Source organism: Marinobacterium litorale DSM 23545, assembly GCF_000428985.1.
Classification (GTDB): domain Bacteria; phylum Pseudomonadota; class Gammaproteobacteria; order Pseudomonadales; family Balneatricaceae; genus Marinobacterium_D; species Marinobacterium_D litorale.
Genome location: NZ_AUAZ01000032.1, coordinates 25,843 through 47,301, shown reverse-complemented (window position 1 = coordinate 47,301; position 21,459 = coordinate 25,843). Strand labels below are relative to the sequence as shown.

Sequence of the window (21,459 nt, the reverse complement as noted above, 5' to 3'; positions counted from 1 at the left end):
ATTGAGGCGGGCGAGTGTTGAGCGAGCAATAGGCTTGGCTCCGAGGTGGTAGAGCTTATGCCGCTGACTGGCGAGGCTGGACTCGATATCTCGAAGGCTTTGTCGGCCAGAAATCTGGGACATCGCAATGCCAATGAACTGATCCCAGCGTGAAGCAGAACGGAGCTTTTGCCCTACATGATGCTCACGGGCCGTTCGCTCGAAATCATGTCTGGACAAGGGCTGGAGCAACTGATGAAACGCGGTGTTATGATGAGACAAAGCCTGAATCCTTTGTGAGTAGAGTGTTTGGTCGCACTCTCATTTTACTCACTCGGATTCAGGCTTTTTCATTTACTGCTATTTATGGGACAGCAGTGGCATAAAGCCAGCTTTTTTCGTTTCGACTCTTACTGCTTGACGCGCTTGGTGCCCATGATTTCGACGTCAACACGACGATCAGGACGCAGGCAAGCGATCAGTTCGGCGCCACGGCCGGTGCAGTTAGCAACCGGTGCGGACTCGCCCAGGTAGCCAATGCTCATCTTGTTGGCGTCTACACCGGCATCAGCCAGGTTGGCAGCAACAGCTTCGGCACGGCGCTTGGACAGCTGCTCGTTGTAGGCGTCGCTACCGATCGGGTCTGCGTGGCCGACCAGTTTAACTTCCTTCAGGCTGGACAGGGTACCAATGTAGTTAACAATGTTGGAGGTATCGCCAACCTTGGTGCTGTCGAAGTCGAAGTAAAGTGCGAATTTTTTGGTGTCTTCCATCATCGCGTACATCGGCTCTGCCGGTGCCGGCTCTTCAGCTTTGGCGACAACGCCATCACAGCCGACTACGACTGCATTGCTTTCGCTCCAGAAGCCGGTGTGCCAGCATTCGCCAGAGCTGGTGCGCCAGATGGTGTCATCGCTGGTGGTTACATAACCTGCGTTGGTTTCGTGAGCTTGCGCCAGGGAGGCGCCAAGGGCCAGGGTGAGGCCAGCTGCAATCGCGAGTTTCTTCATCATCATATCCTTTTGAAAGTAGTGATGGTTTGTCTATTACGTATAGACGATTAAAACAATTTTGCCAGAGGTCCAGCTTGTTTTGTCAAAAGGACCAGTGTTCTTAGCATCCCTTATCAGGGTAAAACCTTTTTATACGGCTTTACCATGACGCTTTTGTAGACCCCGGCCGCACAGTACGGGTCTTTGTCTGCCCACTGTCTGGCCTGGTCCAAGGATTCAAACTCGGCTATCACCAGGCTGCCGGTAAAACCGGCGGGCCCCGGGTCTTCGCTGTCGACTGCAGGGAGAGGGCCGGCTGCGAAAAGACGCCCCTGCTCCTTCAACTGTTCCAACCGAGCCAGATGGTCGGGCCTGGCTTCCAGGCGTTTTTCCAGCGAGCCTTCAACATCCTCGGCTATAATAGCGTAATACATCGTCATGCCTCGTCAATATTAGTCTTGTTTGTGCTGCTGCGGAAGATGTTTAGAGATATAAACGCCCTGAGCGAGGATAAAAAGCAAGGTTAAACCCAGCATACCAAACAGCTTGAAGTTGACCCAAGTGTCTTCGCTGAAACCGTAGGCGACAACCAGATTCAGAACACCCATGCCCGCAAAAAAAGCGACCCAGCCCAGATTGAGGCGACGCCAGGTTTGCTGGGCCAGCTCGATACTGCTCTCCATCAGGCGCTGCACAACGGTCTTGCTCCCGATAAAGTGGCTACCGAGGAAGGCGATGCCGAATAACCAGTTAACGATTGTGGGTTTCCATTGAATAAAGGTCTTGTCCTGAAAAAGCACGGTGGCACCGCCGAGTAAAATAACGAGGGCCAGTGTGACCAATTGCATCTTTTCAATTTTGTGTGTTTTGAACCAAGTGTATGCCATCTGCGCCAGAGTGGCTGGAATCAGCACCGCTGTAGCTAAAATGATGTCACCGCTGACCTTGTAAACCACAAAAAAGACGATAATAGGGAGGAAATCGAGTAATATTTTCATAATAAGCAGCGCAGCTGTTTTCTTTGCGCTCAGTATAAAGGTCAGCCGATTAGAGTGAAACAGTATCCGAGTTACGATCTGCACTGTCATAGCCTTGCCTCCGATGGCGTTTTGGCTCCCGATGCGCTGGTTCACAGAGCTTACGAAGCGGGAGTCCGGGTGTTGGCGCTGACTGATCATGACTCGCTGGATGGCCTGGCTGCGGCTCGGGAAGCGGCGGGTGCGCTCGATGGATTCCGGTTAATAGACGGAATCGAGCTTACCTGTTTGTGGGAGCGGCGAGTCGTTCACCTGCTGGGCCTGGGTGTGGATCCTGAGGCGCCAGGTTGGGCAGAGTATCTGGCGAACCTCCGGCGGCTGCGGGAAGAGCGTGCCGAGCGAATAGCACACAAGCTGGTGAAGGCGGGGTTGCCTGATCTGCTTGAGGTTGCAAGGCGCAATGCCGGTGATGGGCAGATCGGTCGACCACATTTTGCGCAGGCGCTCGTTGATATGGGGCGAGTATCAACCGCCCAGCAGGCGTTCGACTGTTGGCTGGGGCGGGGTAAGGTGGGCGACGTGAAGGCATTGTGGCCAACTTTGGAAGAGGCGGTGGCTCAGGTGAAGCGAGCTCGGGGTTTTGCAGTAATCGCCCATCCTACAAAGTACAACCTGACTTTTAGCCGCCTGCGAACGCTGGTGAAGGATATGCTTGCTGCAGGGGGGGATGGTATCGAGGTCAGCTATCCCGGAGTGACTCCCAATCACCTTCGTGATTTGCAGCTTCTGGCCGAACGAGAAGCGCTTTGGGCGTCCGCGGGAAGTGACTTTCATTCACCGGAGCAGCGCTGGACGGCGTTGGGCCGATTCCCTGCGTTTAAATCCACCAGGCATCTGCTGGATGTCTTGATACCGAACTACACTGTGTAAAATAAGCGGTAACCTATTTGTTCGGTGGGTCGTTGGTACCATTGAAAGCGGGTTATTTAACCATCGTCCGGGATTCTCGGAGGTGTGTTTTGGATACGATTCAGGAGCCATTTGTGAGCCAGTTTTTTCAAATTCACCCAGAAACACCGCAGCAACGATTAATACAGCAGGCGGTGGAGATCATCAATAACGGTGGTGTTATCGTTTATCCCACCGATTGTGCCTATGCACTCGGTTGTCATCTGGGGGATAAAAGGGCCATGGAACGGATAAAGCGGATCAGACAACTGAACGACAAACATAATTTCACGTTGGTTTGTCGAGATCTTTCGGAAATATCGACCTATGCGAAGGTCGATAATCAAGCCTATCGCGCCATCAAGGCACACACCCCGGGTGCTTATACATTCATTTTAAGTGCCACCAGTGAGGTTCCCCGCAGGCTGCTTCATCCCAAGCGGCGTACGATCGGTATTCGTGTTCCAAATAACCCGATTGCCTTGGCTCTCACCGGTAGTTTGTCGGAGCCGATAATGAGTACTTCTTTGATTATGCCGGGTGACGAACTGCCGCTGACCGATCCTTATGATATTCGCGAGCTGCTTCAGCACGATGTGGATCTGGTCATAGATGGCGGGTATTGCGGAATGGAAGCGACCAGTGTTGTTAGTTTGATTAATGATATACCTGAGGTTTTGCGGCAGGGGGCCGGTGATACGAGCGCATTTGTGTAATTGAATCGGCTTAAATTGTTTTTATTCTTGCATTATTTTATTTATGAATGATAATTGCGTTTATTAATTAACCGGATGGGTGCGAGTATAGAATGACCGACTTTATCAAGAATCTGACCCGCAAAAATTCACTGCGTAAACAGACTCAGGACCTGGGTGTTGCTGACCTGGAAAAAGTGCTGTCCGACCTGACGGATATCATTGAAGAAAAACGTGCGGAAGAAGCGGCTAAGGCTGAAGCGGAGGCAGCGAAAGCCGAAGCGATCGAAGCGATCCGTAAACAGATGATGGAGGCCGGTATTGAGCTGGGTGAATTGGCTCAGCAGGTTGATACTTCACCGCGCAAGAGTGTTAAGGCTAAATATGTTATTGCCGATAGTGACGGCAAAGAGCATTTCTGGTCGGGTCGTGGCCGCACGCCGGTCGCCTTTGCTGAATATATGAAAGCTAAGGGTATCGGCAAAGATCAGCTGCCAACGGTAGACTAATCTCGAACAGACGAGATTTATAAAGGGGCCATGACCGTAAGGGTTGTGGTATCGGAAGAGCTCTCCAGTGCGCTGGGGAGCTTCTTTTATTTAGAGGCGACGTCAAATGCAAGATGAAAAGTTGCAAAAAGTATTGGCGCGCTCCGGGTTTGGCTCACGTCGTGAGATGGAGCGTGTAATCAGCGAGGGTCGTGTTCAGCTGAATATGACCGTTGCTAAGCTGGGTGACCGCGTTAAAGAGGGTGACAAGGTCGAGCTTGATGGGAAAACAGTGAAGCTTATTTTCCCGTCGGAAAGTACCTCCCGTGTGTTGATCTACAACAAGCCGGTGGGAGAGGTGTGTACGCGCCATGATCCTGAAGGGCGGCCAACGGTATTTGATAATCTGCCGCCTTTGAAACAGGGGCGCTGGATTGTTATTGGTCGTCTCGATATAAACACCACTGGATTACTGCTTTTTACGACGGATGGTGAGTTGGCCAATGCGATGATGCATCCGTCTGCAAATATCGATCGAGAATATGCGGTTCGTGTTCTCGGTGAAGTGGATGAGGCGATGCTCGAGCGTTTGACGCAGGGTGTTTTGCTTGATGATGGAATGGCGCGCTTTACCGATGTTCAATACTTTGACGGTGAAGGCGCTAATAAATGGTTTCATTGTGTCGTGATGGAGGGGCGTAACCGGGAGGTGCGTCGGCTCTGGGAGTCTCAAGGAATGCAGGTAAACCGCCTTAAACGCGTTCGCTTTGGGCCGGTATTTTTGCCCAGTGATGTGAAAGTCGGGACCTGGCGAGAGCTTGAGGTGAAAGAGGTCAATATTCTGCGCGATGAGCTCGGCCTGGAGCGGGTTTCGGCACGGTCTCGCTCGCCTGAAGTGGCAAAAGAAGAGCAGCGTCGCTACCGGCGGCAGCGAGTCCGCCAGAGTACCGAGGCACCTGCGGGAGAGCAGAAAGAGAGTGTGCGGGGTAAGCCGAAAGCGCGGCAGGTGGGGCGTCGCAATACACGGCGTTAATCGAGTCTAAACCGGCAGCGGAGTGAGCCGCTGTCGACTCCTGCTTCAGGCGCTGCCGTTGCCCTGAGCGTCCATTGATTGACCGTTAACATCCTTGCTTTGCGGCCCCATCAGGTACAGGTAAAGGGGCATGATCTCTTCCGGTGTCGGGTTGGTTTGTGGGTCTTCCGCCGGGTAGGCGTAAGCACGCATACTTGTGCGGGTCGCGCCCGGGTTGATGCAGTTGACGCGGACCGATGTCAGGTTTTCCAGCTCATCGGCCAGAATCTGCGACATGCCTTCGGTGGCAAACTTGGACACGGAGTAAGCGCCCCAGTGCGCCCGGCCCTTTCTGCCAACCCCGGACGAGGTGAAGATGATTGATGCGTCCTCGGATTTCTGCAGCAAGGGGAGCAGCGTCTGAGTCATTAAAAACGGGGCGTTTACATTCACTTTCATAACCTGATCCCAGATCACGGGATCATAGTTTTCCAGCGGTGTTCGTACGCCCAGAACCCCCGCGTTATGCAGCAAGCCATCCAGATGACCGAACGTATCGTGCAGCTGGTTGCTGAGCTCGATATAATCGTGCTCAGCTGCGGTCTCTAGATTAAGTGGAACAATCGCGGGTTGGGCAGCGCCGGCAGCTTCCAGTTCATCGTAAACCTTTTCCAGCTTTTCCAGTGTGCGGCCAAGCAGAATCACCGTTGCACCGTGGGCGGCATAGGCGTGTGCGGCAGCGCGACCAATACCGTCTCCCGCGCCGGTAACGAGAATAATGCGATCTTTTAGCAGATCTGCGGGCGGTTGATAGGTAAACATAAATAGTGGTTCCTTGCAGATGGCTATAAGAGGGATTCTAGCAGTGCGCGCAGTTCCTGAGTATCGGTGACCAGATGGGTTGCCTGCCAGGAGGCAGGGTCTTCATCGGTACCTATATATCCGTATCCGCAGGCAATAGTCGGCATGCCGGCGTTCTTTCCCGCTTCAATATCCCGTTGATGATCACCGATATAAAGGGTCTGGGCCGGGAGACTGTTCAGTTGACGGCAGCCAAGCAGAAGTGCTTCCGGGTTCGGCTTCGGGTGGGTGACATGCTCCGGACAAACAAGTGTCTTGCAGCGAGAATCAAGCTCCAGGTGCGCCAGTATTAAAGAGGCAAAACGCTCGGACTTATTGGTGACAATGCCCCAGGGAATGTTCCGCAGGTCGAGCCAGTCCAGAAGCGGCGGGATCCCCGTGAAAAGAGCGCCGCTTGCCGTCGGGTTGTCCTGGTACGCGTTTAGGAACCGTTCGACCAGCGGGAGGGTTGCGGGGTCATCCGGGGATGCATTGAAGGCACGGCAGACCATGGCACGGGCGCCTTCCGACACATGTGGGCGCAGCAGCTCGAAGGGTAGCGCGGGGTGAGTCTTATCGAGCATACCGCTCAGTATTCGGTGGAAGTCCCGCGCACTGTCAAGCAGGGTGCCGTCGAGGTCGAACAGTACGGCCTGCAGTTTGGTCATGCCGGGTCCGGCTTCTGAGCGGCGACCAGGTAGTTTACGCTCACGTCGTTGCTGTCGAGGCTGTAAACGCGGGTCAGCGGGTTGTAGACCAGTCCTGTCATCTCGGAGATTGACAGGCCGCTCTCGCGTATCCATTGGGCCAGCTCCGCCGGGCGAATAAACTTCTGAAAATCATGGGTGCCGTCCGGTACGAGCTTCAGAAAGCGTTCTGCTCCGATAATCGCGAACAGATAGCTTTTCGGGTTGCGATTCAGTGTAGAGAAAAAGAGCTTGCCGCCGGGTTTGGTCAATCGGGCGCATGCCCGAACCACGGAAGCCGGATCCGGTACATGTTCCAGCATCTCCATACAGGTCACGGTATCAAAGCTCTCCGGCGCTTCTTCGGCCAGTTGCTCGACCGGTATCTGTCGATAACGAACGCTGACGCCGCTCTCAAGGCCGTGCAATTTAGCAACTTTCAGCGGTGCCTCTCCCATATCAATCCCGGTAACCTCGGCGCCACGACGGGCCATGGACTCCGAAAGGATGCCGCCGCCGCAGCCGACATCCAGGACCGTCTTGCCGGACAGTGGTGCTATACGGTCCACAAAGCCGACACGCAGTGGGTTGATATCGTGCAGAGGTTTGAATTCACTCTCCTTGTCCCACCAGCGGCTGGCAAGCTCTTCAAACTTGGCGATTTCAGAGGGGTCAAAGTTGTGGCCGTGCTGTTGAGTCATGGTGAACGGGTACCTGAGTGAGAGGCTCTTGTGCCGTGTCTGTTGTGGCTGCATTCTATCACTACCGATGAGTGGCATTAAGTGGAGAGGTGGGTCTATGGTCTGGCTGTGGAAGAAACGCGAAAAGAAAACGCCACTGTCGAATCAAGCGAATGCCGGCATGAGCGGCAAAGGGGAGTCGGGGCTCTCCGTGTCAGGAGGTGCTTCCGGCGGGGGCAGCGAAGCGCTGCGGGTTGAGCTGTATCGAATAGCGGACGTTGTTCCCGTGCAGGTCGGTGATGATGTTACAGAGAGGGTGCGAGCGTCTCCAGAGGCGTTATTTGTGCCGGAGGAGGCGGTTCTCGAGCTGCGTTTCGCCGATGGGCAGCCGGACGAGGCTGTTGTGCTTGATGATACATTTTCACTGGGACGCTCAGTTCAGTCCATGTCGGGTTTTGCGATCGTTGCCGTCAAGGGCGGCAAGCTGTTGCGAGTCGACTCAGCTCAGCTGAGTGCCCTGAGTGACAGCCTGAGCCAGTTCTTGCTTAAACGGCTCTCGGTTGGGGAGGGGCGTGTTCTGTCTGCTGTATTGGCGGCTCAGAGCCGGGTGTTGGGACATCGTCAGCGTTTGGCCGAGCAGTTTTACTCGCTCTCGGTGAAAAGTCACAGTGATCTCGCTCAGTCTCAGTTGGTCCAGAAGGTTATAGCAAAGGTGCCTAAGCTTCCGGTTTCCACCGGGGAGCTGTTGTCGAAACTGTTGGATGAAACGAGCTCGCGAAGCGAAATCGCCGAACTCGTGCGTCAGGATCCGGTTCTGACCAGTCTTTTACTTAAAGCGATCAACTCCTCTCAATACAGCTTCGAGCAAAAAATAGCGGATGTGAACCGGGCCGTGACATTGATCGGGTTTGATGGTGTTTACCAGGTAATCATGGCAGAGGGTTTGCGTAAAAGTCTGCCTGATACACCGGTGTTCCGGCACAGCTATCAGAAAGCCGTTGAACTGTCGCATATCGCGTTTGCACTGGCCCAGATTACCGGGCGCGTGGCGCCCGCCGAGATGTCGACGGTTGCCTTGTTGCATGATTTAGGGCGTGTCGTGGCGGGTCTGCTGAGCGAGCAGAGTCCGGCATTGGTGCCCTTTGTTGGGCTGCTGCCTCCGGCTGTATTGGGTGGTCAGTTGCTGAAATCCTGGTCGCTGCCTGAACAGATCTGGTCGGCTGTGGCTGCTCAGGATTATCCCGAGTTTGCGGAACCCGACCGTCTGGAGCCGCTGATTCGCGATCGTGTTGCCATTTTGTATCTTTCGGAGCTCATTTATGAGCAGCAGGTGGTACGCCAAGAGGTGGGTGAGGCGGTCTATCTGCGAAGCTATCTACGCGCTGTAGGGCTTGGTAACAAGTCGCTGGATCTGATTTGGGAGACGGAACTGGTGCCTGTTATGCGAAAACGGCTGACGGCCCTGCCGGCAGGACTGAAGCAACTGATCGAAGCGCAGAAATCGGCGTAGCAATGTTTTTGCAAAGAAACTCTTAGACAAAAGAGACGGGCTGCTTGTTGCGCTCGGCTAGGCGTTAAAACCCTTCGTATGTGATATAATCCCGCGGTTTCAAAACACAGTGCATTACGCGCTGTGGGCCTTACGAACCAAGGAATGCTGAGCGAATGGGTGATCTAGCCAAAGAAGTTCTGCCAGTCAATATCGAAGACGAGCTAAAACAGTCCTACCTCGATTATGCCATGAGTGTAATCGTGGGGCGTGCGCTTCCCGATGTGCGTGACGGTCTCAAGCCGGTGCATCGCCGCGTGCTCTTCGCGATGAGCGAGCTGAACAACGACTGGAATAAGCCTTATAAGAAATCTGCCCGTGTGGTTGGTGATGTGATCGGTAAATATCACCCTCACGGTGACAGTGCCGTCTACGACACCATTGTCAGGATGGCGCAGGACTTTTCCATGCGTTATATGCTCGTGGACGGGCAGGGCAACTTTGGCTCGGTCGATGGTGATTCGGCGGCAGCCATGCGATACACCGAAATACGCATGGCCAAAATCTCCCATGAGTTGTTGGCGGATCTGGATAAGGAAACCGTTGATTACGTCGATAACTATGACGGTACCGAACGGATCCCCGCCGTTCTTCCGACCCGGGTGCCTAACCTTCTGGTGAATGGCTCTGCCGGTATCGCGGTGGGTATGGCGACCAATATCCCGCCCCACAACCTGGGTGAGGTAGTGCGTGGCTGTATCGCCCTGATCGAGAATCCGGAGCTGTCGGTTGATGATCTGATGGAGTTCATCCCGGGGCCCGACTTCCCCACCGGCGGCATCATCAACGGCCGTGCCGGTATTCTGCAGGCGTATCGTACCGGCCGTGGCCGGATCTATGTGCGTGCCCGCCATCATATTGAGGAACATCCCAAGAATGGCCGGCCGATGCTGGTTATCACTGAGATCCCTTACCAGCTTAACAAGGCACGTTTGATTGAAAAAATCGCCGAGCTGGTTAAAGAGAAGAAACTCGAGGGTATCAGTGAGCTTCGCGATGAGTCCGACAAGGACGGGATGCGCATTGTCATCGAACTTCGCCGTGGCGAAGTGCCCGAGGTCATCATCAATAACCTGTTTGCCCAGACCGCGCTGCAAAGCGTGTTTGGTATCAACATGGTGGCGCTGGTTGATGGTCAGCCCAAGGTGCTTGATCTTAAGTCCACGCTGGAGTGTTTCATCCGTCACCGTCGCGAAGTCGTGACCCGTCGTACCGTTTACGAACTGCGTAAAGCGCGTGAGCGTGGCCATGTCCTTGAAGGGCTGGCGGTCGCACTGGCGAATATCGATCCGGTGATCGAACTGATCAAGAGTTCCCCGACCCCGGCCGAAGCGAAAGAGCGCCTGATCGCGACACCCTGGGTGCCGGGCTCGGTACTCGATATGCTGGAACGCGCCGGTGAAGATGCCTGCCGTCCGGATGATCTGGAGCCGCAGTATGGTCTGCGTGACGGGCATTATCACCTGTCGCCGGTTCAGGCGCAGGCGATCCTGGATCTGCGTTTGCACCGTCTGACCGGTCTGGAACATGAAAAGCTGCTGGGTGAATACCGCGATCTGATCGAAAAAATCGCCGAGCTGCTGGAGATTCTCGGTTCCTATGAGCGCCTGATGGAAGTAATCCGCGAGGAACTGGACGCGATCATTGCTGAATACGCCGACGAGCGTCGCACCGAGATCCAGGCATCGATGCAGGATCTGACCGTCGCCGACCTGATCACCGAAGAGGATATGGTGGTCACAATTTCCCATGGTGGCTACGCCAAAACACAGCCGCTTAGTGCGTATCAGGCTCAGCGCCGGGGAGGTAAGGGTAAATCGGCGACGGCGATGAAGGATGAGGATTTCATCGAACATCTGCTGATCGCCAATACCCACGACACCATCCTGTGCTTCACCAACCACGGCAAGGTTTACTGGCGCAAGGTGTACGAGATTCCACCGGCCAGTCGTACCTCGCGGGGACGTCCGATCATCAATATCCTGCCGCTGGCGGAAGGGGAGCGTATCAGCGCGATCCTGCCTGTGGGCGAGTTCGACTCAGAGCGCTTTATCTTCATGGCGACCGCCAACGGTACCGTGAAGAAAACGCCGCTGGATGCGTTCTCTCGGCCACGGAGTACCGGCCTGATTGCGCTGGAAATTGTTGAAGGTGATCGCTTGATCAGCGCCTCCATCACCAGTGGGCAGGATGACGTGATGCTGGTTACCAGTGCCGGCAAGGCGATCCGCTTTAATGAGAGTGATGTTCGCTCCATGGGACGTACCGCCCGGGGTGTGCGCGGTGTGCGCATGGATGACGATACCAGCGTTATTGCGTTGATTATTCCACGCGAAGGTGGGCGTGTATTGACCGCTTCCGTTCATGGTTACGGTAAACAGACCGCCGTGGATGATTTCCCGCTGCGCGGTCGCGGTGGTCAGGGTGTGATTGCCATGCAGTGTACCGAACGTAACGGTGACCTGGCGGGCGCCGTACAGGTGCTGGAAGGTGATGATGTCATGCTGATCAGTGATCGCGGCACATTGGTGCGTACGCGAGGTGATGAGATTTCGGTGCTGGGTCGTAACACCCAGGGTGTGATGCTGATCCGTCTGGCTGAGGGTGAAAAACTATCCGGTCTGGCGCGCATTGAAGAACCGGACGAAGAAGAGCTGGACGCGGAATCTACCACCGAGTCCGACACTGAATCTGAGCAACCGGGTACTGACAGCTGATAGCGGGGCCGTTTTCGGCACGTTTTGGGGAGCGATAGAACGAATGACACGTAAGCACAACTTCAGTGCAGGTCCTGCGGCGCTGCCGCAGGCCGTGCTGGAACAGGCTCAGCAGGAGATGCTGGATTGGCAGGGCCGGGGCCTTTCGGTGATGGAAATGAGTCACCGGGATAAGGCGTTTATCGAAGTAGCCGAGACCGCAGAGCGCGATATCCGGGAGCTGTTGGCGATTCCGGAAAACTACAAAGTATTGTTTCTGCAGGGCGGTGCCACCAGCCAGTTCAGTATGGTGCCGATGAATCTGCTCAGGGGCGCTAGTAGCGCTGACTTTATCGATACCGGGATCTGGTCCCGAAAGGCGATTAAGGAAGCCGGGCGTTATGCGCAGGCACGGGTTGTCGCGAGTACTGAATCTCAGGCGTATTGTCGAGTGCCGGGGCAGGCTGAGCTTGATCTGGACCCGGCGGCGGCCTACGTGCATTACACCACCAACGAAACCATTGGTGGTGTTGAGTTTGATTATGTGCCGGAGACCGGTGAAGTGCCGCTGGTGGCGGACATGTCCTCCGATATTCTGGCCCGTCCCATCGATGTCAGCCGTTACGGCCTGATCTATGCCGGTGCTCAGAAAAATATTGGTCCGGCAGGGCTGACACTCGTCATCGTGCGCGATGACCTGATTGGCGAAACCGTCGCGGGCACACCCACCATGTTTGATTACAAGGTGCATGCGGACGCAGACTCTATGAACAACACGCCGCCCACCTTTGCCTGGTATATGACCGGGTTGGTCTTCAAGTGGCTGAAGGCGCAGGGTGGGGTTGAGGCTATCGCGCAGATCAACCAGCGCAAGGCCGAGAAACTCTACGCGGCCATCGACGGATCCGGCTTCTATAACAACCCCATCGATCGCCCGAACCGGTCGATCATGAACGTACCCTTCACGCTGGCGGACAGTAATCTGGATAGCCGTTTTCTGGATGAAGCCCAGGCGGCTGGCCTCTTGAACCTGAAAGGGCATCGCTCAGTGGGTGGCATGCGTGCGAGCATCTATAACGCCGTACCGGAAGCGTCGGTGGATGCGCTGATCGCGTTTATGCAGGAGTTTGAGCGTCGCTGCGGTTGAGGGGATGGCAATGAGTCAGCAGGAGACCCAGGAACAGGCCCTGAAAAAGGTGCGTGATCGGATCGATCAGGTGGATCGCGAGATACACCGGTTGCTCAATGAGCGCGCCCGCTGTGCCCAGCGCGTGGCGGAAATTAAAGCTGAATACGACAGCGAAGATGCGGTGTTCTACCGTCCCGAGCGGGAAGCCCAGGTGCTCCGACGTGTCATGGAGCGCAACGAAGGCCCCCTGGCAGATCAGGAGGTGGCTCGTCTGTTTCGGGAGGTGATGTCCGTTTGTCTGGCGCTGGAGCAGCCCATGCGCGTGGTTTTTCTGGGCCCGGAAGCCACCTTTACCCAGCAAGCCGCGCTCAAGCATTTTGGGCACTCTGTGCGTTGCTCGGCACTGGATAGTATGGAAGCGGTTTTCCGTGACGTGGAGTCCGGTCACGCCAACTACGGCGTGGTTCCCATCGAAAACGCCGCGGATGGCATGATCAGCCATACCCTGGACCTGTTCAGTCGCTTCAATGTCAGTATTTGCGGCGAAGTTGAGCTGCGTACCCACCAGCATCTTTTGATGCGTCCCGATGGAGAGCTGTCGAACATTGAGCGTATCTACGCCCATCCGTTTGCGTTGAACCAGTGCCATAGCTGGTTGGACGGGCATTGTCCCGGCGTTGAGCGGGTAGCGGTCAATTCCAACGCGGAAGCCGCACGCAAGGCGCAGGCGTCTGATCGACCGGCGGCTGCGATCGGTGGTGATATCGCGGCGGAGCTGTTCGATCTCTCCATCGTCCAGTCCAATATTGAAGATCAACCCGATAACACCACGCGGTACCTGGTGATTGGTAGGCAGGATGTAGGGCCAAGCGGGCAGGACAAAACATCGATCCTATTGATGGCGCACGACCGTCCCGGTGTGCTTTATGAGCTGCTGGCACCGTTCAGAGCACGCAATATCAGTTTGACCCGTGTAGAAAGCCGAGCGGCACCTCAATCCAAATGGGATATGTTGTTCTATCTGGACTTTGAAGGGCACAGTGCTCATGACGATGTTCAGGCTCTGCTCAGTGAACTTGAGTCGGAGTCGCAGGAGCTCAAGCTATTGGGGTCTTATCCCAAAGCTGTGCTGTGACGCTTGAAGTGGAGTGATAAATTGGCGATCGATTTTTACAGCAGGGCGACCGCTGGCGTCGCGACGCTCAATCCCTATCGGCCGGGTAAACCTGCCAGTGAGTTGCAGCGCGAGCTGGGCTTGACCGATATCGTGAGCCTGGCGAGCAACGAAAATCCCTTTGGTCCAAGCGTTAAGGCGTTGAATGCAGCGACCGAAGTCTTAACCGGAATGACCCGGTACCCGGATCCTACCGGCTACCGACTCAAGCAGGCGATTGCCGAACGCTTCGATCTGGCTGTGGATCAGCTGACCTTGGGCAACGGTTCCAATGAGTTACTGAACATATTGGCCCGTATCCTGGTGGAACCTGGGCAGGGTGTTGTTTACTCACAGTATGGATTTGTCGCCTACGAAATAGCAGCCCGTGTGGCTCAGGCAAAGCGCACCGTGGTTGCTGCCAGCGGGTTTGGGCATGATCTGGCGGCGATTGCCGGACAGGTTGATGAAACCACCCGGCTGGTTTTCCTGGCAAACCCCAACAACCCGACTGGAACGTCCTTTGACCGGAGCGAGTTTTCCGCTTTTATGCAGCGTGTTCCGGAACAGGTCGTCGTGGTACTCGATGAAGCCTATAGCGAATATGTCGAGCCAGAGGCGGACCTGCCTGATGGTCTGTCGCTGGTAAAGGAATACAGTAATCTGGTGGTGACGCGGACCTTTTCCAAAGCCTACGGTTTAGCTGGGTTGCGGGTTGGTTTTGCCAGTGCCAACCCTGAGCTGACCGATCTGATGAATCGGGTGCGCGAGCCATTCAACGTGAACTGTGCGGCGCTGGCGGCTGCGGAGGCCTCTCTGTTCGATGGTCAGTATCTGGAACGGGTTGTACAGACGTGCCGGGCCGGAAAAGCACAGCTACTCGAAGGGTTGAGTCACCTGGGTGTGTCGGTGCTGCCGTCGCAGGGAAACTTTCTCACGCTGGATTTGGGTCAGGACAGTACCGGCATTTACCAAAGCTTGCTGCGAGAGGGGGTCATTGTGCGACCGTTGCACCCTTATGATATGCCGAACCATCTGCGCGTGACCGTCGGGCTGGAAGCTGAGAATGAGCGCTGCCTGCAAGCGCTGAAAAAGGTGCTGTCGTGCTGAAGTTTTCCACCGACCGGGTTCTGGTCGTTGGTCTCGGGTTGATCGGCGGATCTCTGGCCCGCGCTCTCAGGGCCAGGGGGTTGGTCACCGAGGTGGTCGGTTTTGACCTCAACCGGTCAGAGTGTGAGCTGGGTGTTTCACTCGGGGTTATCGATCGTATCGGTGAAGACCTGCTTGAGGAGGTTCGCCGGGCAGATCTGGTCGTGCTTGCCGTACCGGTCAAAGTGATGGAGCAGGTTCTGGAGCAGATCCGTCCGGCACTGCGTGACAATACCTTGCTGACGGATGTGGGCAGCACCAAAAGTAATCTCGTAGCAACGGCCCGCCATCTTTTCACTGAACTGCCAGCCGGTTTTGTGCCGGGTCATCCCATTGCCGGTGCCGAAAAAAGTGGCGTAGGAGCGTCTGACGAAGCGTTATTTGTTCGGCGCAAGGTGATTCTGACGCCATTGCCGGAATCCGACCCGCAGGCAACCTTGGCCATAGCCAGGCTGTGGCAGGCGGTGGGGGCTGAAGTGTTGCAGATGGAGGTTCAGCGCCATGACGAGGTGTTGGCCGCAACCAGCCACTTACCCCATCTGCTGGCCTTCTCGTTGGTTGATACGCTGGCGCATGAGGCGGAAAACACCGATATATTTCGATACGCGGCCGGAGGGTTCCGGGACTTTACCCGCATCGCGGCCAGTGATCCGACCATGTGGCATGACATCTGTTTTGCCAACCGTGATCAGTTGTTGGTTCAGATCGACCGTTTTACCCAGGGCGTTGGTAAGTTGCGGGAGGCGATCGCGTCCGGCGAGAGTGAGCAGCTGCTGGGGATTTTTACCCGTGCCAAGGCGGCCCGCGAGCATTTTTCGCGGTTGTTGGCCCGCTCGGCCTATGCGCCGGATGTCCGAAATCAAACGCTGACGTTCTACACCCGGCCTGCGGGTGCACTGACCGGCTCGATTTCGGTGCCTGGCGATCGGTCTATCTCCCATCGCGCGGTTATGATTGCGGCACTTGCCGAAGGCGTAACGGACATCGAAGGCTTTCTCGAGGGTGAAGATAGTCTTGCGACGCTGCAGGCCTTCAGAGACCTGGGGGTGGTCATCGAGGGGCCACACCAAGGGCGTGTGCGCGTTTTCGGTGTTGGGCTAAAAGGCTTGCGTCCTCCGGTGGGCCCCCTCTATATGGGCGGTTCCGGCACCACAATGCGGTTGCTGTGTGGCGTGCTGGCTGCGCAAGCTTTCTCCACATCGCTTGAAGCGGATCAGCTGTTAAGCGAAGAGTCGATGATGGCAGTGCTTGAGCCGCTGCGGCAGCTCGGTGCCGAGGTAGAGAGTGAAACGGGCGCTAAACCCCCGTTGCGTATCGCTGGAAATGCGTTTATCGAAGCCCCTGACACGCCGTTGCAAACGGATAGCGCTCAGGTCAAATCAGCGTTGCTGCTGGCCGGACTTTACAGCTCGACACCGACTGTGATCACACAGGCACTGATGACACGCGATCACACCGAACGCATGTTGTCTCATTTTGGTTGTAAGCTGCAATGCAATGAGAATGTTATTGAGCTGTCACCGATGCAGCGCCCCCAGGCCACCCGGCTCAGTGTACCCGGTGATATAAGCTTGGCGTTCTACTATGTAGTGGCAGCGGCCATAACGCCGGGTTCCGATCTGACTCTGGAGCATGTGGGCTGTAACCCGACGCGAACGGCGTTGATTGAGCTGCTGCAGTTGATGGGAGCGGATATCCGGTGGATCAACAGACATGATGACTGTGCGGAGCCGGTAGCGGACTTGCGGGTGTGCTATGCCCCTCTGAAGGGCATCGATATACCCGGAGAGTATGCCCATGCGGCGCTGGACGAGTGCGCCCCGCTGTTGGTGGCGGCGTGTTTTGCTGCCGGTGAGACTCGGTTAATGGCGCCCAGTGATCAGATACTGGCAGGGAACGCCCGCCTGCAGTTGATGATCGATGCGCTGGTTCATCTGGGTGGTGACTGTGAGATCGAGAACAATCAGCTCTCTGTACGCCCGGGGCCGTTGACCGGGGGCGAGGTATCCAGTGGTGGTGATGCGCGTGTCGCCATGGCTTTGAGTGTGGCGGGGCAGCGGACACAGGGCCCGCTCAAGATTACCGCCTGCGCCGGCGTTGGTTTGTACTGCCCGGATTTTGTAGAGCAGGCTCGCCGGGTAGGAATGGAGCTTTTTAAGGAGGAGGACTGATGTCCCCGCAGGTTAACAAAGTACCGGTACTGACAGTCGATGGACCGAGTGGGTCTGGTAAAGGGACACTATGTAAGCTGCTTGCGAAGGCGCTGGGATGGCATCTGCTCGATAGCGGTGCACTCTATCGGCTGACCGCTCTGGCGGCGCGTCATCACGGGGTTTCTGTTGATGATACAGAGGCGCTGGAAGTGCTTGCGGCGCACCTGGATGTTCAGTTTGTGGCCGAGCACGATGAGCTGCAGGTGATCCTTGAAGGTGAAGAAGTCACCCTCGCCATCCGCAGTGAAGAGGTGGGGGCTGATGCGTCCGTTGTGGCAGCACTGGCTCCGGTGAGGCAGGCGCTTTTAAAACGTCAGCGAGACTTTGCGCAGCTACCGGGATTGGTAGCTGATGGTCGCGATATGGGTACTGTCGTGTTTCCCGAGGCCGATTTGAAAATCTACCTGGATGCCTCTCCGGAAGAGCGTGCTCAGCGTCGCTATAAGCAGTTGATTAGCAAGGGGCTGGGTGCTAGCCTTGAAGAGATACTGGACGATATAAGAGCGCGTGATGATCGGGATATGAATCGCGAGGTCGCGCCTCTGAGACCGGCGCCTGAGGCAATCGTGCTGGATAGCACGCAAATGGCAATAGATGAGGTTCTGCTGGCGGTGCTGGACGAAGCTAGACATAGAGGGTTGCGCTGATGTAACCCCTTTTTGAGGACCGAGGGTAATGAGCGAGAGTTTTGCCGAGCTGTTTGAAGAGAGTCTCAAGGACCTGGACATGGCACCGGGCTCGATCGTCATCGGGACGGTCGTGGCGATCGACAATGATTTTGTGATCGTCAACGCGGGACTCAAGTCGGAAGGGGTTATTCCGCTGGAGCAGTTCCGCGACGAGGAGGGTAACGTCGACCTTAAAGTCGGCGATGAGGTTAAGGTTGCCCTCGAGTCACTGGAAGATGGCTTTGGTTCCACTCAGCTCTCTCGCGAAAAGGCCCGTCGCGCTGAAGCCTGGTCTGTTCTGGAGCAGGCCTACAATCAGGAAGAGACCGTATCCGGCCATATTACCGGCAAAGTGCGTGGCGGTTTGACCGTGGATGTTAACGGCATAAACGCCTTCCTCCCCGGTTCTCTTGTTGATATTCGTCCCTTGCGTGATACCTCTCATCTGGAAGGGCAGGATCTGGAATTCAAGATCGTCAAGCTTGATGCGCGCACCAACAACATTGTCGTATCCCGTCGCGCCGTCCTTGAAGCTGCATACAGCGAAGAGCGCGAGAAGCTGCTTGAGAAAATGGAAGAGGGCATCGTCCTCAAGGGTATCGTCAAGAACCTGACCGACTACGGTGCCTTTATCGATCTGGGTGGCATCGACGGCCTGCTGCACATTACCGATATCGCCTGGAAGCGGGTTAAGCATCCCAGCGAAGTGCTTAAGATTGGCGATGAAATCGATGTCAAAGTCCTCAAATTTGATCGTGAACGCAGTCGCGTCTCGCTGGGTCTTAAGCAGCTGCAGGAAGACCCGTGGACCAAGCTCACGCAGGACTATAACGTGGGTGACAAGGTCACCGCACGGGTGACCAATCTGACTGACTACGGCTGTTTCGCCGAAATCACGGAAGGGATCGAAGGGTTGGTACATGTCTCTGAAATGGACTGGACCAACAAGAATATCCACCCCTCCAAAGTTGTGCAGATTGGTGATGAGGTCGAGGTTATGATTCTCGACATCGACCAGCAGCGCCGCCGTATCTCTCTGGGCATGAAGCAGTGCAAGCAGAACCCCTGGGAGGCATTCGCAAGCCAATACAAAAAAGGTGACCGGGTGCAGGGAGTTATTCGCTCGATCACCGATTTCGGTGTCTTCGTAGGACTCGATGGCGGCATCGATGGGCTGGTGCACATGTCCGATCTCTCATGGGATGAGTCCGGCGAAGAGGCGGTCAAGGCGTACAGCAAAGGCCAGGAGGTGGAAGCGCTGGTACTCTCCATCGATCCAGAGCGAGAGCGGATTGCGCTGGGTATCAAGCAGATGAATTCCGACCCGTTCCTGGAATACGCGGATCAGCATCCCAAAGGTGATATTGTTAAGGGACAGGTCACAGAAGTTACGCCGCGCCAAGCTACTGTCGCTTTAGTGGAAGGCGTTGATGGTCAGCTTAAAGTTTCTGAACTTTCGCGAGATCGTGTGGAAGACTTAACCACCGAGCTGAGCGTCGGGGATGAAATCGAGGCTGCCATTGGCAGTATTGACCGCCGGAACCGGGTGATCAACCTCTCCGTTAAGCAGGTCGAGATGCAGGAGCAGAAAGAAGCGCTGAAGTCCGTTCAGGAGCAGAGCGATGATACAGGCCCGACCACCATCGGTGATCTGATCAAGGCGCAAATGAACAAGCGCGACTCCTGATACCCCGGCAGAAAAGCCGGCCTGGGTCGGCTGGAAGCCAGAAAAACCCAGCGAGGAGCTGATATGACCAAGTCAGAGCTGATAGAGCGGTTAATCGATGCCCATCCGCAGCTGTCGGTCAAGGATGTAGAGCTTGCCGTAAAAACCATGTTGGACCATATGACCGAGACACTGGCTGAGGGGGAGCGAATCGAAATCAGGGGGTTTGGTAGTTTTTCGTTGCACTACCGCGCGCCCAGAATCGGTCGCAACCCCAAAACCGGTGAGTCTGTGCCGTTGCCGGCGAAGTATGTTCCCCACTTTAAACCGGGCAAAGAGCTCCGGGATCAAGTTAATGAAAGTTTGCAGGATGAGGGCTGATAGCCTTATCCACAACGGAGGCGGTAAACCGTGAGTTGGTTGAAAACCCTGATTGCGGCGGTGATCGGACTTTTTATTCTGGTCATCGGGATTTTGTTCACGGTACATAATACCGAGCCGGTCGCTATTGACCTGGTCTTCATCCAGCTACCCGAGATGACGCTGTCGCTCTGGCTGATTATAGCTTTTCTCTTAGGCGGCGTTTCAGGTGTGCTGATCTCAAGTATGACGATACTGGGGTTGCGTACCCGTCTCAGAGCGGCACAGCGCAAAGCGACGGCAAGCCGCCAGGAGGTTGAAAAGCTGAGGACGACGGCGCTGAAAGAACAGGGTTGAAATGGAGCTTGACCCGCTACTGCTGACGCTGCTTTTTGCGGCTATTGCAATTGGCTGGCTTCTTGGTCGCGCTCAAGTGAAGCGGACTACGCCGTCCGCCGATCGCTCATCCTGCTCAGATTCCAATCTCAACCCCGAGTATTTCCAGGGGCTTAACTACCTGATGAGTGACCGCACGGATGAGGCAATTGAGAGCTTCATCCGTGCGCTCGAGATTAATTCCGATACGATCCCGGCTCACCTGGCGCTCGCTCGCTTGCTCCGTCGCAAAGGCGATGTGGAACGCGCGATCCGCGTGCATCAAACGCTGCTGGCGCGGCCGGGTCTGAGCCGAACCGATTTTCATCGCATTCAAATGGCCCTGGCCCGTGATTACGAAGCGTCCGGTCTTCTCGATCGGGCTGAAAATCTGCTCGCTGGGATCATCACTGACCACCCGTCTGATCAAATAGCCGTCGAGGCGCGCAAGCTGTTAATCAAGCTCTATGAGAAAGAGGGGGAATGGCTTGACGCACTGGAGGTTGGTAGAAAGTTATCCAGCAGCGAGCAGCAGGCGATGGCTAACGAGCTGTCTCAATATTGTTGCGAGTTGGCTGAGCGGGCGCTGGATGGGAAACGATGGAATCTTGCGGAGCAATATCTGCGAGAGGCCGATGGCTTTGATACCCACTCGGTGCGCGCCAGTCTGCTACTTGCGCGCAGACATATGGAACAGGACAACTGGTCTCGTGCTATTAAGGCACTGTGTCGCGTCCGTGAACAGGATCCGGGCATGGTCTCGGAGACTATCGCGGACTTAAAACGCTGCTATGAAGCCTCCGACAGGCTTTCCGCGTTTGATCGTTATCTGGATACCTGTCTGGCTACAGCCCCCTCAACCACGGTGATGTTAGCCCGGGCTGAACGCCTTTGTGATGAGCAGGGCGTGATCGAGGCCGGGCTTTTTATTACCGATGAACTGAAGAAGCGACCGTCCGTGCGTGGCCTCAATCGGCTGATTGATATGCACCTGGCCCATGGTTCAGACAGTGCCCGTGAAAGTCTTACCGTTCTGCGAGGTTTAACGGGCCAGCTCGAGGCGGACAAACCCAAATACCAGTGTGGTCATTGCGGCTATGCAGGGAGAACATTGCTCTGGCAATGCCCTTCCTGCCGTCAATGGAATAAAATACGCCCCATCCAAGGCCTTGAAGGCGAATAAGTCACCGACTGAGAGAGATAT

General features: G+C 55.7%; 22 protein-coding genes. 15 read left to right on the top strand and 7 right to left on the bottom strand.

What is annotated here, in order from left to right; translation table 11 throughout:
- From G403_RS25055 to G403_RS0117415, 4 genes are all read right to left on the bottom strand, one after another.
- The coding region (locus tag G403_RS25055; protein ID WP_027855124.1) for a DUF4372 domain-containing protein at positions 1–261 on the bottom strand (261 nt) is incomplete at its 3' end.
- Between the two features lie 128 nt (positions 262–389).
- Positions 390–989 (bottom strand): OmpA family protein, encoded by a 600-nt coding sequence (locus G403_RS0117425; protein ID WP_027855123.1) that lies wholly within the window; start codon positions 987–989, stop codon positions 390–392.
- 116 nt (positions 990–1,105) lie between these two features.
- Positions 1,106–1,405, bottom strand: coding sequence for a YciI family protein (locus tag G403_RS0117420; protein ID WP_027855122.1), 300 nt, complete (start codon positions 1,403–1,405; stop codon positions 1,106–1,108).
- Positions 1,406–1,423: 18 nt separating this feature from the next.
- Positions 1,424–1,969 carry a septation protein A gene (locus G403_RS0117415; protein WP_027855121.1) on the bottom strand — a complete coding sequence of 182 codons (546 nt, stop codon included), beginning with the start codon at positions 1,967–1,969 and terminating at the stop codon, positions 1,424–1,426.
- Positions 1,970–2,023: 54 nt separating this feature from the next.
- Between G403_RS0117415 and G403_RS0117410 the strand changes: the two genes are divergently transcribed.
- The 4 genes from G403_RS0117410 to rluB all read left to right on the top strand — a co-directional run bounded on the left by G403_RS0117410 (position 2,024) and on the right by rluB (position 5,112).
- A complete protein-coding gene (locus G403_RS0117410) occupies positions 2,024–2,878 on the top strand; it encodes a PHP domain-containing protein (RefSeq protein WP_036234373.1) in 855 nt (284 codons plus the stop codon).
- A 113-nt stretch (positions 2,879–2,991) separates the two neighbouring features.
- Entirely contained in the window at positions 2,992–3,612 is a 621-nt protein-coding gene (locus G403_RS0117405) for an L-threonylcarbamoyladenylate synthase (RefSeq protein ID WP_027855119.1), read from the top strand.
- A gap of 92 nt (positions 3,613–3,704) precedes the next feature.
- Positions 3,705–4,100 (top strand): H-NS family histone-like protein, encoded by a 396-nt coding sequence (locus tag G403_RS0117400; RefSeq protein ID WP_027855118.1) that lies wholly within the window; start codon positions 3,705–3,707, stop codon positions 4,098–4,100.
- Positions 4,101–4,206: 106 nt separating this feature from the next.
- Positions 4,207–5,112: a 23S rRNA pseudouridine(2605) synthase RluB gene (gene rluB / locus G403_RS0117395; protein ID WP_027855117.1), complete on the top strand. Its 906-nt coding sequence runs from the start codon at positions 4,207–4,209 to the stop codon at positions 5,110–5,112.
- 45 nt (positions 5,113–5,157) lie between these two features.
- On the opposite strand, the gene G403_RS0117390 is transcribed toward rluB, so the two are convergent.
- The 3 genes from G403_RS0117390 to ubiG are packed head-to-tail and all read right to left on the bottom strand — an operon-like array spanning position 5,158 to position 7,318.
- Positions 5,158–5,913: a YciK family oxidoreductase gene (locus tag G403_RS0117390; RefSeq protein ID WP_027855116.1), complete on the bottom strand. Its 756-nt coding sequence runs from the start codon at positions 5,911–5,913 to the stop codon at positions 5,158–5,160.
- A gap of 23 nt (positions 5,914–5,936) precedes the next feature.
- Positions 5,937–6,599, bottom strand: coding sequence for an HAD family hydrolase (locus G403_RS0117385; RefSeq protein ID WP_027855115.1), 663 nt, complete (start codon positions 6,597–6,599; stop codon positions 5,937–5,939).
- The gene (gene ubiG / locus G403_RS0117380) at positions 6,596–7,318 is read right to left on the bottom strand and encodes a bifunctional 2-polyprenyl-6-hydroxyphenol methylase/3-demethylubiquinol 3-O-methyltransferase UbiG (protein ID WP_027855114.1); all 723 of its coding nucleotides are present in this window, start codon (positions 7,316–7,318) and stop codon (positions 6,596–6,598) included. Before ubiG ends, G403_RS0117385 begins: the two co-directional genes overlap by 4 nt.
- Positions 7,319–7,415: 97 nt before the next feature.
- On the opposite strand from ubiG, the gene G403_RS0117375 reads away from it, so the two are divergent.
- The 11 genes from G403_RS0117375 (at position 7,416) to lapB (ending at position 21,438) form a co-directional block, all read left to right on the top strand.
- The gene (locus tag G403_RS0117375) at positions 7,416–8,807 is read left to right on the top strand and encodes an HDOD domain-containing protein (protein WP_027855113.1); all 1,392 of its coding nucleotides are present in this window, start codon (positions 7,416–7,418) and stop codon (positions 8,805–8,807) included.
- 155 nt (positions 8,808–8,962) lie between these two features.
- The gene (gene gyrA, locus G403_RS23780) at positions 8,963–11,563 is read left to right on the top strand and encodes a DNA gyrase subunit A (RefSeq protein ID WP_036234370.1); all 2,601 of its coding nucleotides are present in this window, start codon (positions 8,963–8,965) and stop codon (positions 11,561–11,563) included.
- A 43-nt stretch (positions 11,564–11,606) separates the two neighbouring features.
- Positions 11,607–12,689: a 3-phosphoserine/phosphohydroxythreonine transaminase gene (serC, locus tag G403_RS0117365; RefSeq protein WP_027855112.1), complete on the top strand. Its 1,083-nt coding sequence runs from the start codon at positions 11,607–11,609 to the stop codon at positions 12,687–12,689.
- A 10-nt stretch (positions 12,690–12,699) separates the two neighbouring features.
- Positions 12,700–13,806, top strand: coding sequence for a prephenate dehydratase (gene pheA / locus G403_RS0117360; protein WP_027855111.1), 1,107 nt, complete (start codon positions 12,700–12,702; stop codon positions 13,804–13,806).
- A 21-nt stretch (positions 13,807–13,827) separates the two neighbouring features.
- Positions 13,828–14,934, top strand: a complete 1,107-nt coding sequence (gene hisC / locus G403_RS0117355) for a histidinol-phosphate transaminase (RefSeq protein WP_027855110.1) — start codon at positions 13,828–13,830, stop codon at positions 14,932–14,934.
- Complete coding sequence (locus tag G403_RS0117350) at positions 14,928–17,144, top strand: bifunctional prephenate dehydrogenase/3-phosphoshikimate 1-carboxyvinyltransferase (RefSeq protein WP_027855109.1); 2,217 nt, start codon at positions 14,928–14,930, stop codon at positions 17,142–17,144. The genes hisC and G403_RS0117350 overlap by 7 nt, the downstream gene beginning before the upstream one ends.
- Positions 17,144–17,833, top strand: coding sequence for a (d)CMP kinase (gene cmk / locus G403_RS0117345; RefSeq protein ID WP_027855108.1), 690 nt, complete (start codon positions 17,144–17,146; stop codon positions 17,831–17,833). The genes G403_RS0117350 and cmk overlap by 1 nt, the downstream gene beginning before the upstream one ends.
- A gap of 28 nt (positions 17,834–17,861) precedes the next feature.
- Positions 17,862–19,541, top strand: coding sequence for a 30S ribosomal protein S1 (gene rpsA, locus G403_RS0117340; protein ID WP_027855107.1), 1,680 nt, complete (start codon positions 17,862–17,864; stop codon positions 19,539–19,541).
- A 63-nt stretch (positions 19,542–19,604) separates the two neighbouring features.
- Entirely contained in the window at positions 19,605–19,901 is a 297-nt protein-coding gene (gene ihfB / locus G403_RS0117335) for an integration host factor subunit beta (protein WP_027855106.1), read from the top strand.
- Between the two features lie 30 nt (positions 19,902–19,931).
- Positions 19,932–20,237 (top strand): LapA family protein, encoded by a 306-nt coding sequence (locus G403_RS0117330; RefSeq protein WP_027855105.1) that lies wholly within the window; start codon positions 19,932–19,934, stop codon positions 20,235–20,237.
- 1 nt (position 20,238) lies between these two features.
- Entirely contained in the window at positions 20,239–21,438 is a 1,200-nt protein-coding gene (lapB, locus tag G403_RS0117325) for a lipopolysaccharide assembly protein LapB (RefSeq protein WP_027855104.1), read from the top strand.
- Positions 21,439–21,459 lie beyond the last annotated feature (21 nt).

Coding starts and splice junctions, on each gene's coding strand:
- G403_RS0117425 (WP_027855123.1), bottom strand. CDS start 989: ATGAAGAAACTCGCGATTGCAGCTGGCCTCACCCTGGCCCTTGGCGCC.
- G403_RS0117420 (WP_027855122.1), bottom strand. CDS start 1,405: ATGTATTACGCTATTATAGCCGAGGATGTTGAAGGCTCGCTGGAAAAA.
- G403_RS0117415 (WP_027855121.1), bottom strand. CDS start 1,969: ATGAAAATATTACTCGATTTCCTCCCTATTATCGTCTTTTTTGTGGTT.
- G403_RS0117400 (WP_027855118.1), top strand. CDS start 3,705: ATGACCGACTTTATCAAGAATCTGACCCGCAAAAATTCACTGCGTAAA.
- rluB (WP_027855117.1), top strand. CDS start 4,207: ATGCAAGATGAAAAGTTGCAAAAAGTATTGGCGCGCTCCGGGTTTGGC.
- G403_RS0117390 (WP_027855116.1), bottom strand. CDS start 5,913: ATGTTTACCTATCAACCGCCCGCAGATCTGCTAAAAGATCGCATTATT.
- G403_RS0117385 (WP_027855115.1), bottom strand. CDS start 6,599: ATGACCAAACTGCAGGCCGTACTGTTCGACCTCGACGGCACCCTGCTT.
- ubiG (WP_027855114.1), bottom strand. CDS start 7,318: ATGACTCAACAGCACGGCCACAACTTTGACCCCTCTGAAATCGCCAAG.
- G403_RS0117375 (WP_027855113.1), top strand. CDS start 7,416: ATGGTCTGGCTGTGGAAGAAACGCGAAAAGAAAACGCCACTGTCGAAT.
- gyrA (WP_036234370.1), top strand. CDS start 8,963: ATGGGTGATCTAGCCAAAGAAGTTCTGCCAGTCAATATCGAAGACGAG.
- serC (WP_027855112.1), top strand. CDS start 11,607: ATGACACGTAAGCACAACTTCAGTGCAGGTCCTGCGGCGCTGCCGCAG.
- pheA (WP_027855111.1), top strand. CDS start 12,700: ATGAGTCAGCAGGAGACCCAGGAACAGGCCCTGAAAAAGGTGCGTGAT.
- cmk (WP_027855108.1), top strand. CDS start 17,144: ATGTCCCCGCAGGTTAACAAAGTACCGGTACTGACAGTCGATGGACCG.
- rpsA (WP_027855107.1), top strand. CDS start 17,862: ATGAGCGAGAGTTTTGCCGAGCTGTTTGAAGAGAGTCTCAAGGACCTG.
- ihfB (WP_027855106.1), top strand. CDS start 19,605: ATGACCAAGTCAGAGCTGATAGAGCGGTTAATCGATGCCCATCCGCAG.
- lapB (WP_027855104.1), top strand. CDS start 20,239: ATGGAGCTTGACCCGCTACTGCTGACGCTGCTTTTTGCGGCTATTGCA.